10 protein-coding genes are annotated in these 16152 nt (G+C 60.7%); 9 read left to right on the top strand and 1 reads right to left on the bottom strand.

What is annotated here, in order from left to right:
* Nucleotides 1-474: 474 nt before the first annotated feature.
* From HYT87_10900 to HYT87_10860, 9 genes are all read left to right on the top strand, one after another.
* Nucleotides 475-2502: a hypothetical protein gene (locus HYT87_10900; GenBank protein ID MBI2060267.1), complete on the top strand. Its 2028-nt coding sequence runs from the start codon at nt 475-477 to the stop codon at nt 2500-2502.
* A 165-nt stretch (nt 2503-2667) separates the two neighbouring features.
* Nucleotides 2668-3663, top strand: a complete 996-nt coding sequence (gene phnD / locus HYT87_10895) for a phosphate/phosphite/phosphonate ABC transporter substrate-binding protein (protein MBI2060266.1) — start codon at nt 2668-2670, stop codon at nt 3661-3663.
* The gene (locus HYT87_10890) at nt 3663-5066 is read left to right on the top strand and encodes a HAMP domain-containing histidine kinase (GenBank protein ID MBI2060265.1); all 1404 of its coding nucleotides are present in this window, start codon (nt 3663-3665) and stop codon (nt 5064-5066) included. The genes phnD and HYT87_10890 overlap by 1 nt, the downstream gene beginning before the upstream one ends.
* A 66-nt stretch (nt 5067-5132) precedes the next feature.
* Entirely contained in the window at nt 5133-5987 is an 855-nt protein-coding gene (locus HYT87_10885; protein MBI2060264.1) for a sigma-54-dependent Fis family transcriptional regulator, read from the top strand.
* Nucleotides 5988-6250: 263 nt separating this feature from the next.
* The gene (locus HYT87_10880) at nt 6251-8749 is read left to right on the top strand and encodes a cytochrome c3 family protein (protein ID MBI2060263.1); all 2499 of its coding nucleotides are present in this window, start codon (nt 6251-6253) and stop codon (nt 8747-8749) included.
* Nucleotides 8750-9222: 473 nt separating this feature from the next.
* Complete coding sequence (locus tag HYT87_10875) at nt 9223-11838, top strand: hypothetical protein (protein MBI2060262.1); 2616 nt, start codon at nt 9223-9225, stop codon at nt 11836-11838.
* A gap of 231 nt (nt 11839-12069) precedes the next feature.
* Nucleotides 12070-13506 (top strand): nitrite reductase, copper-containing, encoded by a 1437-nt coding sequence (gene nirK, locus HYT87_10870; protein MBI2060261.1) that lies wholly within the window; start codon nt 12070-12072, stop codon nt 13504-13506.
* A 9-nt stretch (nt 13507-13515) separates the two neighbouring features.
* Complete coding sequence (locus HYT87_10865; protein MBI2060260.1) at nt 13516-14253, top strand: formylglycine-generating enzyme family protein; 738 nt, start codon at nt 13516-13518, stop codon at nt 14251-14253.
* Complete coding sequence (locus HYT87_10860; protein ID MBI2060259.1) at nt 14235-14861, top strand: SCO family protein; 627 nt, start codon at nt 14235-14237, stop codon at nt 14859-14861. The genes HYT87_10865 and HYT87_10860 overlap by 19 nt, the downstream gene beginning before the upstream one ends.
* Nucleotides 14862-14891: 30 nt before the next feature.
* Here HYT87_10860 and HYT87_10855 read toward each other — a convergent pair whose 3' ends face one another.
* Nucleotides 14892-16034 carry an ATP-binding protein gene (locus HYT87_10855; protein MBI2060258.1) on the bottom strand — a complete coding sequence of 381 codons (1143 nt, stop codon included), beginning with the start codon at nt 16032-16034 and terminating at the stop codon, nt 14892-14894.
* Between the last annotated feature and the right edge of the window lie 118 nt (nt 16035-16152).

The raw sequence follows: 16152 nt of genomic DNA, 5'->3' as shown, positions 1-16152 counted from the left end.
ATCTTCAGACACCGCTCAAGCGATTCGTAGGGGAGCATCTTCAGATGCTCCCTCTTGTTGGGAGGGTCTGAAGACCCTCCCCTACGCATCATGACCAACATAAACCTTTCAAAAAATGGCAAAAGTCGAGCTTAGGACCCGGATCGGGGCATTGCTGCTGCGATAGTGCATCACTCATTCCATCCATCTCGATGCCTGGACAGATCCAGTGATGAGTATCGATAGCATGATCAAGTGATAAAGACAGGTTATGTGAAGTTCTCAACGTTGATCCATGGCTGATGCTGTATTGCAGCAGTTCTGAAGTAACGCATCTGATTCACTTGAAGTTTCAGGCATCTCATTGACCGGCGTCATTCTCGCCTGCTGCGTGTCGGTTACACTCCCCGCGTGATTTCAGGAATCATTGGAAACATCGACACGGCACCGGTACGAAGCCGGGCCCAATCGTGCGCTGATGAAGGAGGCGTGACTATGAGTATGCTTGCTCGAAATGCCCTGCGCGGGATGACCCCGTTGTTCATCGCGGCCATGCTCGCCGCGACCGGATGCGACGGGGGGGACAAGGAAACAACCACCACGACGACCACCACCACAACGAAGAAGCTCGAATTCTTCGTGAAGAACGCCGCGGGCAAGGGCATCGAAGGCGCCGCGGTGACGGTTGAGGGTCAGGCGGCTTCCGCGATCACCGACGCCAATGGCGCGTTCGCTCTTGAAGGCGTGGGCGCAGGGAAAGCCTTTCTGAAAGTCGCCGCGCCAAGCGCCTCCTACCTCGCCGGTGAAACCCGCCATGCGATTGAAATTGGAGAGGACGGCAAACCCTCCGAGTCGGTGACGATCACGCTTTCCTCCCGGCCTTCCGATTCGGCCAAATACGTCGGCGGGACCCAGTGCGCCGCCTGCCATCAAACTCAGGACGCCGAGGAACGCGGGGCCCCTCACGCCGTCTCGATCACGACCGACAAATCGCGCATGATCAGCCTCGAGAAATGGCCCACGGTGGGCGCCACCATCGACTCCAAAATCAAAGCCATGGATCCGACCGGAGCCAAGGATACGGCTGATCCGACCAAGGCGGCCCAAGTTGCCGTGGTCCTCTGTCAGCCCACGGCCGGCGACTACCAGATGAAGTTCGGAGGAACGGCGGATTGCACGGTCACGACCGACGGCACGTTCATAGCGGTTTCGGGAACCTACGGCGGCGAGGGCGATGGCGGTATCGCGAACAAGCCCAATTTCGGAAAGTACAAACAGCGATTCCTCGCCAAACTCTCTGACGTTCCTCTCGCGTCCTCATGGACATACACTTCCGGAAAGGACAAGGATTATCTCATCCTGCCGGTGCAAATCACCCAGTCCGGAGACGGTGCGCCGAAGACCGGCGCCTACAAGGAAACCGAATGGGCCGATCGAGGCCGCACGTTTTCCCGTCAGTGTGCGGGCTGCCATAACACCGGCATGGAGCTCACGCGAGAAGCGGCCTCCGGCAAGAACTACACGGAAGCGTACAGCTACAAGGACATGAACATCACCTGCGAGGTGTGCCACGGTCCCGGCTCGGAACACCTGGCCGCGACGACTGAGAACAGGAAACTCACCATCATCACACCCCGCAACTTGACGGCTCTGGGAGAGAACCAAGTCTGTGGAATGTGCCACTCAGGCGACGATGGAAAGAGCAAAGACCCGTCGGGAGTCCATGGATACGCCTACAACCTGGCGAATGCGTCCAAGTTGGGCAATGGCGCCTTCGTGGCGGGCGTCTACGATCTCAAGGACTACATCAAAGGCTTCGGCGTGACGTCTGCTGAGGGCGGCGCCTTCAATGCGTGGCCGGACGGCAAACACGGGTTGGCCCACCGCCAGCAATACACGATGCTGAGCTACTCCAAGCACTGGGCCAACTCGAAGGAGAAGCTGACCTGCGCGAGCTGCCACAACGTCCACTCGCTCTATCAAGGTCCGAAGGAGCTTGAGGAGGAGGTCGGGAAGGACGAGTACGCCCTATTGAGTCCGAGCCACAAGAACAATACCCTGTGCCTGACATGCCACGCCGGTGAAGCTCCGTATGCCTCGCTTACGAAAGAAGACGTGGCCGAGGTCCACATCGCCGCGGGAGGCAAGGCGGAAAAGAATCACACGGCACTGGCTGCCGGCGGGGGATCGAGCTCGGCCGTGGCGGATGCGGTGAAAGCGCACATGAAGGACAAGGTTCCGGGCATGGGCTCCACGTATGATCCGACGAATGACGCGAAACCTGTGGGCCGTTGTTCCTCGTGCCACATGGCCAAGACGGCCAAGTCCGGCGGCTACACCACCGGCAAGGATGCGGCGGGCAACACGGCCCTCGTTTCGGGTGACCAAGCCTCCCACGTGTTCGACGTGATCAAGTACGAAACCTCCAGCGCCCTCAAGAAAGCATCGGGCGGGAAGGATACGGACATCATGCCGAACGCCTGCGGCGCCTGCCACGAGAATAAGAGATTGAGCGGAGACTGAGAAGTAGCGAGCGCAACGTAACCCTATGCGGCAGGCGGGCTTCCCCGCCTGCCGCTTCTTTTTCCGGCTGCCGCTCCGCCCTTCCCTGCGGCGCCAAATATGACTTCCGTCATGTTCCTGAGCATCCCCGACACGTAGCTTTGAAGGCATGGGAACGAGGCGGCGGTGCGAATCCCGGTGATTCCTTCATTCACCGTCCTTGCAGCGAAATGGAGCGGGCTCCGGCGCCGGCATCTTGTCCTCGCTCTCTCGGTCGTGGGATTGGGTATCCTTCTGGCCGTCGCGCCTCTCGCAAATCTCGGAGAGCGGGCGATCGAAGTTCGGCTGGATTCCTCCGCCATGGTCCCCAACGGGGCGGAAACCCCTCCCTACCGAGTTGCGATCGGTCCCATTCTTTCCCCCAACAGGACGGCGCAGAACTATGAGCTTCTGACCGCCTACCTCGAAAACCGGCTCTCTCACCCGGTTCGATTGATCCAGCAGAAGACGCACGGCGAGGTGAACGAGCTGCTGAGAAACGGCGCCGTGCAGGCGGCTTTGCTCTGCCCGGGCGCCTACATTCGCGCCGAGGAGGTCGATCTGCCCATCGAGAATATCGCGGTCCCTGTCTATGAAGAAGGGCCCGTCTATCACGCCCTCATCATCGTCCGCGCCGACCGGCCCGCCCGAACGGTCGAGGATCTCAAAGGCTATTCCTTCGCCTACACCGATACGCTCTCCATGGCCGGCTACTATTACCCGTTGTTCCGTCTGCTGGGTCTTGGCATCGAACCTCGGGGCTTTTTTTCACGAACCACGTTCACAAACAGCAGCGATGGGAGTCTGGAGGCCGTGGCGAGCGGGATGGCCGATGCCGCCGCCGTTCACAGCCGCGCATACCAGCGCGAAATTCAACGCAATCCTTCCCTGCGGGCCGAGGTCCGCGTCCTCGACACGTCTCCCCCTCTTGGCGCACCGCCTGTGGTCGTTCCGACAAGTATGAATCCGTACCTTCGGGGCCGGCTCCAGAAAGCCTTTCTGATCATGGACCAGGTTCCCAGAGGCCGGAAAGCCTTGGAGGCGATGGGGGTCCTGAGATTCGAAGCTCCCGCACCGGGCCTCTACGATTCCGCGAGAGAGATTCATCAGAGGGTGGATGCCTATCTTAAAGGCGGGAAATAGTGCGGGACCCCGTCCGGCTCCGGACTCGGATCTCCTTCACATTCGTTGTATACGCGATGATGTGGGGGACCGTCATCTCCGCAACGGTGGGCCTCCTCCTTTATGCCTCCGCCCGGAATTTCTTCCGGGATCGGGGCCTCCACCTCACGCGGGCCGTCGCGGCTGAATGCGCCCGGCTGGTCTACTATGACGACCTCGCGGGTCTCTCGGATTTGTTCAAGCGCCAGATGAGATCCATGCCGGATACCCGCTATATCGCGGTCATGGACTCCAACAACCGGCCGCTTTGGAGCACGTTCCCCAAGGGGATTCCGGGGGACCTTGCCTCCGTGCCGCACGAAGCCGTGAAAGGGGAAGACGTGTCCGTGCGCCTCATCCGAATGGACGGCGAATACGTCTATGACTACGAATCGATCGGCCGAGGCTATCGCGTTCGCCTCGGCCTCAGTCAGGCACCGCTCCGGAAGCTGATCGGTCGGGTGGGCAGATACCTCCTCGGGATTGGGACGGCAGGACTCATCGCGGGCATCCTGACCGCCATCTACGTTTCCCGGCCGATCGAGGAGCTCAATCGGGCCATCGAGCGGGCGGTTTTTCTCGACGAAAAGACAGGGGGGAAGAACTCGCTTGAGGAGACACACGAGACTTCGCAGATCGCGATGCGCTTCCAGGAACTGATGGATCGCCTGGATGAACGCACCCGTCAGCTCGACGCGGCCAGGAAACTGGCCTACCTCGGAGAAATCTCCGCCACCATCGCCCATGAAATCAACAACCCATTGGGTGTGATGAGCATGAATGCCTCGTTCCTCGATTCGAGAGTCAGGGCGGGGGAATTCAACTCAGGCGCCGCGGAAGAAATTCGACGCCTTCGCACGGCCTCGAAACGGGCCACGTTGGCCACCCAAAAACTTCTTCAATTTGCGCGCTACACGATGAAGAGCGACGGCCTCCGGCCCCGCCCGGTCAAGGTCGCCGGCATGGTGGGTGAATGTCTGGAACTTCTGGACGATCGGATCCGTCTCGCGGGAATTCAAGTCCGAGCCGATCTCCCGCCGGACTTGCCCGAGGTGGTGATGGATGAGCAGGGCATCCAGCAGGTCCTGTTCAATCTGCTGACGAATGCCATCGATGCGAGTCCGGAGGGCGGCGAGGTGGTCGTTCGGGCAGCCGCCGAACGGGAGGGTTTGGTATTGAGCGTCTCGGACGCAGGACAAGGCATGAGCGAGGAGTCCCTGCGGCATGCCACGGAGCCGTTCTACTCCACGAAGGAACTTGGGTTGGGACTCGGCCTCTCGATCTCCAATTCCATTGTGAACGCCCACGGTGGATCTCTGGGGATTAAGAGCCGGTCCGGCTCCGGCACCACCGTAACCGTGCGAATCCCCTTGGGAGGTGCCTGATGAGGTTTCTATCGAGGCTAAGCCTCTATGGCGACTATAGAGGCTTAGCCTCGATAGGGAGAACGGATGCCTGAACGCATCCTCATCGTCGAAGACGACCGGGACATGCTGGCGAGTTGCCGGCAGGCGCTCGAAGGGGCGAAGTTTGCGGTCTTCCTCGCCCTTTCTCCAAAGGAAGCCGCACCGATCCTCCAGCGTGAGGAACTGGATCTTGTGCTGACCGATCTCCGTATGCCGAACGGGGGAGGTCAGGCCGTCATCCAGGCGGCCCACCGAGTCGCGCCCGACCTTCCCGTGATCCTCATCACGGCGTATCCCTCCGTGGAGTCCGCCATTCAAGCGTTTAAGGGCGGCGTTGTGGATTACCTCACCAAACCCTTTACGGGCGATCAGTTGGTCGATGCAGTGAGATCGGCCCTCCTCGCTCGCCAGGCAAAGGAGCACGCGGATCTCCTTCGCCGCATGGAGCCCGCGCCGGCCTTGAGCGAAAAACCGGAGATCATCCCACACCTCGCCGTCCGTTTTCTGGATGCACTACTAAAGGAAAACCCCAAACTGCGCGTGAAGGGTTTTTCGGACGAGGCGTTAGATCTCCTGGCCGACCAGGATTGGCCCGGTAACTCGGCCGAACTTCGCGCCGCCGTCCAAAAGGCGGTCTCGAAGGCCACGGGAGCCGTCATAACGGTGGAGGATCTCCGGAAGGGGGGAGCGATCCCACGTCCGATGGAGAGGACGACCGACGGTGTCTCTGCGCGGCGCGCCGTCCTCAGAGACTACGAGAGGAATTATCTCGTCGATATGCTCGCGAGGCACGGCGGAAACGTTACCTATACCGCCGAAGCACTCGGCATTCACCGTGTTACGCTCCAGCGCCTCATCAAGAAACTCGGCATCATCAAATCTTCCCGTCCAGCCTCGTAGTCTAAGAGCGTCCAACAGAATGCGTAGGGGAGGGTCTTCAGACCCTCCCGACAAGAGGGAGCATCTGAAGATGCTCCCCTACGAATCGGCATTCTGTTAGGGGCTCTAACTGTAACCGAGTTGCAGCAGTTTCCCTACTGACCGCCGTCATTCATTGGTGGGCGCGATCCATGCGAAAGTCCCTGCGTGAGACCGGATAAGTTACATGCGGCGACGCACCACAAGACCCTGGCAGAGGCCCACGTTCAGAAAGGAGTCTTCCCATGAAAAACACTATGAATGAACTTGCAAACATTCTCGGCGGTCTCGCCCTCCTGATGGCGATGTCCGCGCTGGGATGCACAACGGAAGAAAAGACGATCGTGCAGGGGCTGCCTGGAGCGGCGGCCGCGAAATCGGATGGACTCACGGTCACTCTCTCCACGTCGCAACCCAAGAACGGCTCCTTCTTCGCCGCCGGTGAGAGAATCGTGGTCACGCTCAATGTCATGGACGACAAGGAGAATCCGCTGACGCTGGACGATCTGAGCACGGCGGGCCTTTATATGTACGGACCCAAGAACGTCCAAACGATCAAGACGGCCTCGGCGCTTCTGAACGCATCGACGGATCGGGACGCCGCAGGCAGCCTCCATCACTATGTGGATCTCAAGAAAGCGGCCGCCCCCGACCTGACCGTGAAGGGGAACGTCCTCACGTACACGCTTCAGCCGATTACGAGCGAAGAGGCCGGCACGTACACGGTGGGGTTCCGCAGCGTGGCCACCGCCAAGGCCCTCAGCCAGTCTTTCGAGTTGGCGGACGTCCAGATCGGCACGGCCGACGTGCAAAAGGAGATCGTTGGGAATTGCGCCGATTGCCACAAGGGCGCGTTGAGCGGGAAATTCTATCTGCACCATGCCGACCCCACCGGCAGGAACCCGGCGGGAGGCTGGGCCATCGACTCGGACCCCGTCCGCACGTGCAAGAACTGCCACAACCAGGAAGGATACGCGGCGTACTGCGCCAGCCGCACGGAAAGCCCGTGCAGCGCCGCCAATAAAGTGCCCGATAATATTGTTCGTCGCGTTCACGGCGTCCACATGGGTGAAGAGCTGGAAAACCCGTTGAACATCGATCCCAAGAACGGCGACTTCAAGGATTACACCGAAGTCGTCTTTCCCGCGGACGTCCGGAATTGCACGAAATGCCACTTGGACGACTCATGGAAAACCAAACCCTCGCGCCTGGCGTGCGGCGCCTGCCATGACCACGTCGACTTCTCGACGGGAGAGAAACACGGTGGGCACGAAGGCGGGCAGAGCGGCGGCGTGCAGACGGACGACAAGAACTGCGCGACCTGCCACCCGCCGGACACGGGCGGTGTGAAGTCCGTTGCGGAAGCCCACAAGGTCCCACCGCCGGCGTTCAATACCAAGGTTGAGCTGGCCCTCACGCCCCCGGCCAACGGGAGCTACTACGTCGATGAAGCGCCCGTCCTCACGGTCACGGTAAAGGACGCCGCGACCGGCGCGGTGATCGACCCCGCCACGATTACGGCTACGTCGTTCTCGCGGGCCAACATTTTCGTGTCGGGACCGCGTTCGGGCACGGAGCCGGTGTTGACGACGACGGCGGGGGGGGCCGCGCACGTTCGCGCCAACGTCACGAACGGAAGCAACGGGCCATGGGATCTCTCGGGTAGTCCCACATTCATGATCGATATCGACAACAAAGGACCCTTCACGATCACCGCATCGGCGTCCAAGTTTGCCGATGCCTCCAAGGCTACGCAGGCCGAGGTCGTATCCTGGCTCAACGACAAGAGCACCGGCATCGGAACCTATGCCACGGCCTCGAAAGTATCATCCAGTGGCGCGTCCAAAGTGTTGATCAAGAGCAACACCATCGGGACCGGCTCGGAGGTCGAAATCCTCGCCGGCACGGTCACGACCAACATGAAATGGACGGTGGGCGTCAACGTCAACAAGGATACTCACACCTACGCGAACAACGATTTCCGCGTCATGTCGGACCCGCTGGACGAGGACCCCAAGGTCAAGCGGTCGTCCACGGCCATCACCTATCAACTGGACAACACGAAGGGGCTCCGGGCGGGCACGTACTCGGTCTGGGTCGAAGCCGGCGCCAAACCCCTCATGGGATGGAGCCTCCTCAATTTCCAGGTGGGCACGGCCACCGAGGACAAGAAGATCGCCACCAACTGCAAGACCTGCCACGAGGACACTCGAATGCACGCCACCTATTTCGGTGTCGAGTTCAATCCGGACATCTGCAAGAGCTGCCACGACTACAAGCGGCAGATGGCGGCGCGGCAGGCCACGGATCCGGCGGACGGCTGGGGCGTCAACGCCGCGGCGGGACGCAGCAACATGGGCTTTGGCTCGGCGCCCCTCGCTCGCCGCGTCCACGGCGTACACCGCGGGCATTACCTGGACAAACCCAAGGAAGTCCACGCCACGGAAGACTACTCAGGCGTCATCTTCCCGCAGGATATCCGCAACTGCACCAAGTGCCATGCCGAAACCAACTCGTGGAACGAGAACCCATCAAGGTTGGCATGTCTGGCATGCCACGACGGCGATGCGGCCATCGCTCATGGCACGGCGATGACCGTCGATCCCACGCCGGCTGATGCCTGGAGCGGAGACGAAGCGGAATCGTGTAGGACTTGCCACGGCGTAGGCAAAGAGTTCGCCGTCTCCACCGTCCACAACGTGTGGGACCCGTACAAACCGCCTTACAAGAGGGAGAAGGAATAGCCGGAACCCGCGATCTCACGTCGCCAGAGTCTCAGCCTCTCTGAAATCCCCCTTCCCGCGAAGGGGGATTTCCTTTGTTGCGATCTTTTTACATTCCGTCGAGGTGGCCGCCCTCCCCATCCTTTTCATGCCCCTTCACGTTTCGGTCCAATGCTGAGCGAAGACATCCTTCAACTCTGCCCAAGCGTGATGATTGATCGCGGTTCCAAACTTTTCAGCCGCCGCACGGCCAACGCATCCTGATCTGAATCAGCGACCAAAACGCAGGGACCGTGACGGTGTGTCATGCGCTGCATTTCGGCTGCGTTCAATCCGCTGATCGCAGTCATTCAAGCAGCCGGATGAGTATGCGAATTATTCGCACGATGAATGATGAAGACCTCCATCGAGGCTTCCGTTCCGCGGGTCGATGCGGAGTGCGTCCCTTTCCGGGCTGCACTCTGGGTCACGGTATCCCAGAAAGGGGTGGCACCATGAAGTACATCACGGATCGAAACGTCGCGCTCTCGTTCCTGGCCCTGATGCTGGCGGGCCTCTGGGTCTTCGCGGGTTGCACAGCCTCCGAACTCACGAAAGGGACGATCGAGCTTAAGGTTGTCAACAGCATCACGGGGGACCCCGTGGCGGACGTGGAGATCACTCCCGATCCGCCGTTCGAGGCGCCCGCCGCGGCCAAGGCGGGCGAGGCCCAGGCGGCAGCCCCCGCCGCGCTGAAGACGGACGCCGAAGGGAAGTTCAGAAAGGAAGTGACCGCCGGTGCGTACGTCCTGAAGCTCAAGAGGACATTCTACAAGGCCCCTTCTCCGGATGTCGTCATGTCGGCCATTGCCGACCGCGACGTCACACAGACCGTAAAGCTCGTGCCCGAGAACCCAGTGGGGATCGAAATCAAAGCGGTGACGGGCCAATTCGGTGAGGCGGTGCAAGTCCCGGCCAGGGTGGAAGTTCTCGACGGCTCCAGCCTCCTGTCCTACAAATGGTCGATCACCGACGGTCCGAACGTGGCCCTCTCGGGCGCGGATTCGGACACGGTCACGGTTCCGCTGCCCGACGCGGCGACTGCAAAGGCCAAACTGGTATCCGGCCTGAAGGTGCCGGATCGCACGTTGATCCAGGCGATCGACCCGCATGCCTTGGGCTCCTCGACCACCGTTTCGCTCAAGCTGACGGTGACAACTTCGACCACGAGCGGTTCGGGCACGGTCAAGGTCTCCGTGGCGAAACCGGCGTTTGAACACACGCTCGGCATCGGAGACGTCCCGGTTGGGATCCCCGTGCTGCTCCACGGCAAGAAGAACGCAGGCGGGTATAGCTGGAGCTTGACCACGCCGGGGGGCTCGGCAACGTTCGACGATGCCGGCAGCCAGGACCCAGCCTTCACGCCGGACACAGCGGGCCAGTACGTGGCCAAGGAAAACAATACGGGAACGACCCTAAACATCTATGCCGGAAACTGGCAGGGTGTGATCACGGGCAGAGGCGCCGATGGGAGGCCGAATTCGGACGGTTGCACGTCCTGTCACAACGGAAGCATCGCGCCGGACAAGTTCACTCCGTGGAAAAAATCGGGCCATGCCGAAATCTTTACGAACAATCTGAACTCCTCGGCGACCTATAAGGAAACATGCCTGGAGTGCCATGGCGTCGGCTATGACAAGGAGGTGGCGAACGGCGGGATCGATGAGGCGTCCGATTTCCAGACCTTCATCGATGCGAAGCTGTACGGGACGGCCAGACCGACGAATTGGGACACCATGCTGGCGACGTATCCGGCCACGGCGCGGATGACGAACATCCAGTGTGAGAACTGCCACGGGCCGAATACGACCGCGCTCCATAACAACAAGGTCAGCGACCCCGAGCGCGTAAGCCTCGCTTCCGGCGTGTGCGGGGCGTGCCACGGCGAGCCGCCGAGCCACGGCCGCTATCAGCAGTGGGAAGAGAGCCATCACGCGGACTACGCCTTGGCCGAAGCGCAGGCTACGGTGGAAGGGCGCCAGGCCACGGCGGCCCACTGCGGTCGCTGCCACGCGGGACAAGGCTTTCTCAAATGGATCAAACAGGGCGATCTGACGAAGCAAATCCAGGGGGCCAACGGCAATGCCACCGTGGATGAGATGAAATCGTGGGGCATGACCAAGGACAGCGTCCACCCGCAGACTTGCGTGGTCTGCCACGATCCCCACGCGCAGGGTACCACCTCCGGCGAGCCGAACACGGCGACCGTCCGGATCGAAGGGGACACCGCCATGCTGCCTTCCGGATTCCAGGCCAAAGGTGTGGGCAGCGGGGCGCTGTGCATGACGTGCCACAATTCACGCAACGGCCTGCGTAACGATTCGATCGCGGTCACGGCCTACTCCGCGCCCCATGCGGCCTGCCAGGCCGACGTGTTCATGGGGCAGAATGCCTACCTGGTGAGCACGGGCGTGCCTTCGAAACACGCGAACATCCAGGACACCTGCACCAGTTGCCACATGGTTCAGACCGATCCGCCGAAGGAGTTCAGCAACCAGGGCAGGGGCACGAACCACACCTTCGAGGCGGACGGCAAGATCTGCTCGAACTGCCATGGCAACAAGGACACCAATGCGTTTGTCCAAATGAAAACGCTGCAAAGCGCCGCCGAGGAGGACCTCAAAGCCTTGGCTGACAAAATGGCCTCGTATCTCAGCGCCAAGCTGCCGGCGACGTTTTACGTCAAGGACTACATGCCGCATCAGTACAACGGCAAGGACTACGACGTGAAGAGTGCGGCGGTGACGATCAGCAAGGACAACGTGTCGTCCCTGGAAGCGACGGAGCCTCACGGCCAGCAGGGCTTCTTCGTCAACCTCAAGACTGCGGTGACCGTGAGCTATACACCGACGGGTGAATCGGCCCATACGATGCCCGTGACGAAACTGGAGGTCCAGTTGGGCGATTTCTATTCGGACTCCGCGGCCAAGACGGCGGTCGTGGCCGCCACGGACAACCTCGTGAAGGCCGGCTGGAATTACTTCCTGCTCCATGCCGGGAGCGGGGAAGGCGTGCACAACCCGACGTTCACGTTCGACGTAATCGAGGCGTCCATCGCTGCCCTGAAGTAAGCCTTCTTTTCCAATCAGTCCGGGCCGCTCCCTTGGGCATGCAAGGGGGCGGCCCTTTTGTTTTGTATCTCAGGGCCTTCCCTTGGTAGGCGCGGGCTTCCAGCCCGCGTCCGGCGCGTAGGCTGAAGCCTACGGCTACCCACAACACCTGATACTGACCGTCGTCATATTTCGATCCTTGACTTGGTCGGACACTAATGGCCAACTGAAACCATGACCCGGAGGTGTGACATGAAACTTCTGCTCCTACTCGTATTGGTGACCGCAGCGATGCACAATGCTGCCGCCGCCGAGCTACCCGTTGAGAAGGCCGTGCTGACCGACGCGCCTCTCGTTCCGCCGTCCATAGAACGGAAGAACCCCGCGAAGGTCGTGGTTGAACTCGAAGTCGTGGAGAAAGTCGGCCAACTGGCAGACGGGGTTCAATATCTGTTCTGGACGTTCGGTGGGAAAGTGCCCGGCAAGTTCATCCGAGTCCGCGAAGGGGATACCGTGGAATTCCATCTCCAGAACAACCCGGGCAGCAAGATGCCGCACAATATCGATCTGCACGCGGTGACGGGTCCCGGCGGAGGCGCCGCAAGCTCGTTCACGGCGCCGGGCCACGCCTCCCGATTCACCTTCAAGGCCATCAACCCCGGTCTCTTCGTCTACCACTGTGCCACCGCGCCCGTTCCCATGCACGTGGCGAACGGCATGTACGGCCTCATCCTCGTGCAGCCGAAGGAAGGGATGCCGAAGGTGAACCGCGAGTACTACGTAATGCAGGGAGACTTCTACACCAGGGGAAACTTCGGCGAGAAGGGACTTCAACCGTTCGACATGCAACGGGGCATCGATGAGAATCCGTCATACATCGTATTCAACGGCGCCGTCGGTTCTCTGGTCGGCGACAAAGCGCTCCAGGCCAATGTGGGTGAAACGGTGCGACTCTATCTCGGGAACGGCGGGCCGAACATGATCAGCTCGTTCCACGTCATCGGCGAAATCTTCGACAGCGTCTACGGCGAAGGCGGAATCCTTCCGAATCAGAAACAGGTCCAAACCACCCTCATACCGGCGGGCGGTTCCACCATGGTGGAATTCAAAGTGGAAGTGCCGGGTACGTTTATCCTTGTGGACCACTCGATTTTTCGTACGTTCAACAAAGGGACGCTGGGCATGCTGAAGGTATCGGGGCCGGAGGATAAATCGATTTACTCCGGCAAAGAGGTGGACGAGGTGTACTTGGGATCTCAGGCGCCCGAAGGGGACAAGAGCCGCGAGGAGGTCGAAAAACTCCGCGCCCAGATCGAGGAAGAAAAGCGCACGAACCCGCGGATCAAGCAGCTCACCCGGGACATGCGCATTCAGGAAGGAAACCAGCTTTATCTCAACAACTGCTCCATGTGCCATCAGCCCACGGGCGAAGGGATACCCGGCGTGTTCCCGCCGCTGGCGAAATCGGACTTTCTCCTGGCGGACAAACCACGGAGCATTCACATCGTCATCAACGGCATGAAAGGCCCGATCCAGGTAAACGGTCAGGACTACAACGCCGAGATGCCCCGCCTCAATCTGGGGGACGGAGATGTCGCCTCTATTCTGACTTACGTCCGAAATGCCTGGGGCAACAAGGGCGACATGGTGACACCCGAAGAAGTGGCCGAGGAGCGGGCGAAGCAGTAGGACTCTTCGATGTCGAAGCTGTGGCTTGCGATTCTTCTTGCTGCGGCAGAACTCGTGGCCCCCGACATGGCCCCCGTTCCGGGCGGCACGTTCACACCACTCTACCGACCGGAAACGACGATCGAGTCGGTTCGCATCCCATCGTTCCTATTGGATCGGGTTCCCGTGACGCACGGCGATTTCCTGAAGTTCGTGCTCGCGAATCCGCGCTGGAGTCGGAACCGCGCCCCGTCCGTGTTTCGTGACACGCACTACCTCCGCGAGTGGGTGACCGACGTGTCCATCCCCACAGGGGCCGAACGACGGCCTGCTACGCAGGTGTCCTGGTTTGCGGCGAGGGCCTACTGTGCGGCCCAAGGGAAGAGGTTGCCGACGGCCATGGAATGGGAATATGCGGCATCGGCCGGCTCGGGTGGAGATCCTGCCGCTCGCGATGAAGTTCTTCGCTGGTACGCCATGCCGCACGAGGGCCCGCTTGCGGAGGTGGCCTCCGGCCCCTCGAACGCCCTCGGCCTGCACGACTTCCATCGTCTCTGGGAATGGGTTGAGGATTTCAACGCCAGCCTTCTCAGCGGCGACAATCGATCGGATGCGGACAAGGATCGAAATCTGTACTGCGGCGGGGCATCCTCGGAGGCCGTGGACAAGGCGGACTACGCCGCCTTCATGCGCTACGCATTCCGTTCCAGCTTGAAGGCGTCGTACGGGACTCACAATCTCGGCTTCCGATGCGCGAAAGACGAGTAGCCCTCTCGCTCGTCGTCGCCGTGGTGTGCACCGGCGCGGCTGCCCCCGGGACCTCGGCGGATGACGAGGCCCACCCGCATCATCACGGAGAGGCGGCCGGAGGGACCCCGACGGACAAGTCGGTCTTTTGGCTGGAAGGGGAGTGGACCAACGAAAAGGGGGAGTCGGTCACGCTCCGATCCTTCGAGGGCAAACCCGTAGTGCTCCTCATGCTCTACACGCATTGCGAGTCGGCCTGCCCGATTCTGATCGAGGATGCCAAACGCATTTCGCGTTCCCTCACCGAGAAGGAGCGATCCCGGGTCCGTTTCGTGATCGTGACCGTCGATCCGGAACGCGACACGCCGGCCCGCCTTTCGGAATTCAAGAAGAAGAACGGCTCCGCCGTGAAAACCTGGGTGTTCTTGACAGGCCCGCCCGCCCAGACGCTGGAGCTGGAAGCTCTCCTTGGCATCCAGATCCGCAGGATGGGAGAGAAGGACTTCGCGCATAGCAACAAGATCTCGGTGTTGAACGCCAAGGGCGAAATCGTCCACCAATCTGAGGGCCTGCATACCCCTCCGGCAGAAACCTTGAGCGCGATTCGGGGTTCGTTGAATTTGCCGTAGGAGGCAGATTTCCTGGGCCGGCAGGGTTCCCTACAGGAAGTCCCCTGCCCACAGTCTCTGAACGAACATCCTCCAAGGAAGGATCTCGATGCGTGGCGTAACGCGCCTCGATTCCCTTTCCATGCATACCACCACGGTGCGGCGAGCAGGACCGTCCTCCGAGAACGCGCGCAAGGATCGGAGATCCCCTTCGTGCACGCGGCTCGATCCCTTGATTTCGATCGCAAGATCCTTCTCGCCGAGGATGAAGTCGACTTCCTGCCCCGTGCTGGTCCGCCAATAGGCGATGGGAAGATCCGGCTGGCGATAGGCCTGATACGCACGAATCTCCATGAGAATGTAGTGCTCGAAGGATTTTCCGAAATCCGGACTGCCCAGGCGGGGTGTCCGGCGCGAGAGGTAGTTGGCGACCCCAACATCGAAGAGGTAGAACTTTTCCGTCTGAATCATCCGTCGCGTCCTGGATTTTCTCCAAGGAGGAACCCTGAAGCCCAGGTGGGTATCCTCCAGAATCTCGAAATAGTTTCGCACGATCTTCTGGGACACTCCGGTCTCCCGTCCAATGTTGGTGTAATTCAGAAGTTCGCTGGAGGTCAGCGCCGCGACGCGCAGAAATTCAGAGAAGGCCGGGATATTTTGGGTGAGGGCCTCCGCGGCTATCTCTTCCTTCAGATAGTCGGCGATGTATGCGCGAAGATCTTCCTCGGGGGAAGGGGATAGAAAGTGCGGCGGGAGAAGTCCTGACGTCATCGCCGCCGCCAGATCGAATCCTTCGACTTCCATACAGGACAGGGGTGCCATCGTCCTCCGCCATGCCCGGCCCCCCAGGAGGTTCGCGTGTCCCCGCTTCAGTTTCCTGGCGCTGGAGCCGCAGAGCAAGAAGGACATGCCGCGGTGGGCCATAAGTCCGTGCACTTCATCCAGGAGGGCGGGGATTTTCTGGACTTCATCGATCACGACGAGCCCCGTGTGACTCCCAAACCGCTCGCGGAGGAGAGAGGGGCGCGATGCGTATTCGGCAAAAACATCCGTTTGGAGCAGGTCCACGACGGGAACCCCGGGAAGGGAATGGGTGATCCAGTAGGTCTTGCCGACCTTTCGGGGACCCCACAAGAAGGCAGACTTCCCACCGGGAAGATTCAGAGAGAACAGCCTTTTTACAATCTTACCCATATGGGAAGATTATCCGGATATTATGACCATGTCAATCCGGATGTCCTGATCGACGGACAGGTAGCCGCAGCCTTCAGGCTGCGTCCGACTCGCGGACTAAAGTCCGCGGCTACCAGGA

Source organism: Nitrospirota bacterium (genome assembly GCA_016180645.1).
Lineage (GTDB): Bacteria > JACPQY01 > JACPQY01 > JACPQY01 > JACPQY01 > JACPAV01.
This window is presented reverse-complemented; position numbering and strand designations above follow the sequence as displayed.

Bases quoted from the DNA above. Each gene is read 5' to 3' on its own strand.
- HYT87_10900 (MBI2060267.1), top strand. From the start codon at position 475: ATGAGTATGCTTGCTCGAAATGCCCTGCGCGGGATGACCCCGTTGTTC.
- HYT87_10885 (MBI2060264.1), top strand. From the start codon at position 5,133: ATGCCTGAACGCATCCTCATCGTCGAAGACGACCGGGACATGCTGGCG.
- HYT87_10880 (MBI2060263.1), top strand. From the start codon at position 6,251: ATGAAAAACACTATGAATGAACTTGCAAACATTCTCGGCGGTCTCGCC.
- HYT87_10875 (MBI2060262.1), top strand. From the start codon at position 9,223: ATGAAGTACATCACGGATCGAAACGTCGCGCTCTCGTTCCTGGCCCTG.
- nirK (MBI2060261.1), top strand. From the start codon at position 12,070: ATGAAACTTCTGCTCCTACTCGTATTGGTGACCGCAGCGATGCACAAT.
- HYT87_10865 (MBI2060260.1), top strand. From the start codon at position 13,516: ATGTCGAAGCTGTGGCTTGCGATTCTTCTTGCTGCGGCAGAACTCGTG.
- HYT87_10860 (MBI2060259.1), top strand. From the start codon at position 14,235: ATGCGCGAAAGACGAGTAGCCCTCTCGCTCGTCGTCGCCGTGGTGTGC.
- HYT87_10855 (MBI2060258.1), bottom strand. From the start codon at position 16,034: ATGGGTAAGATTGTAAAAAGGCTGTTCTCTCTGAATCTTCCCGGTGGG.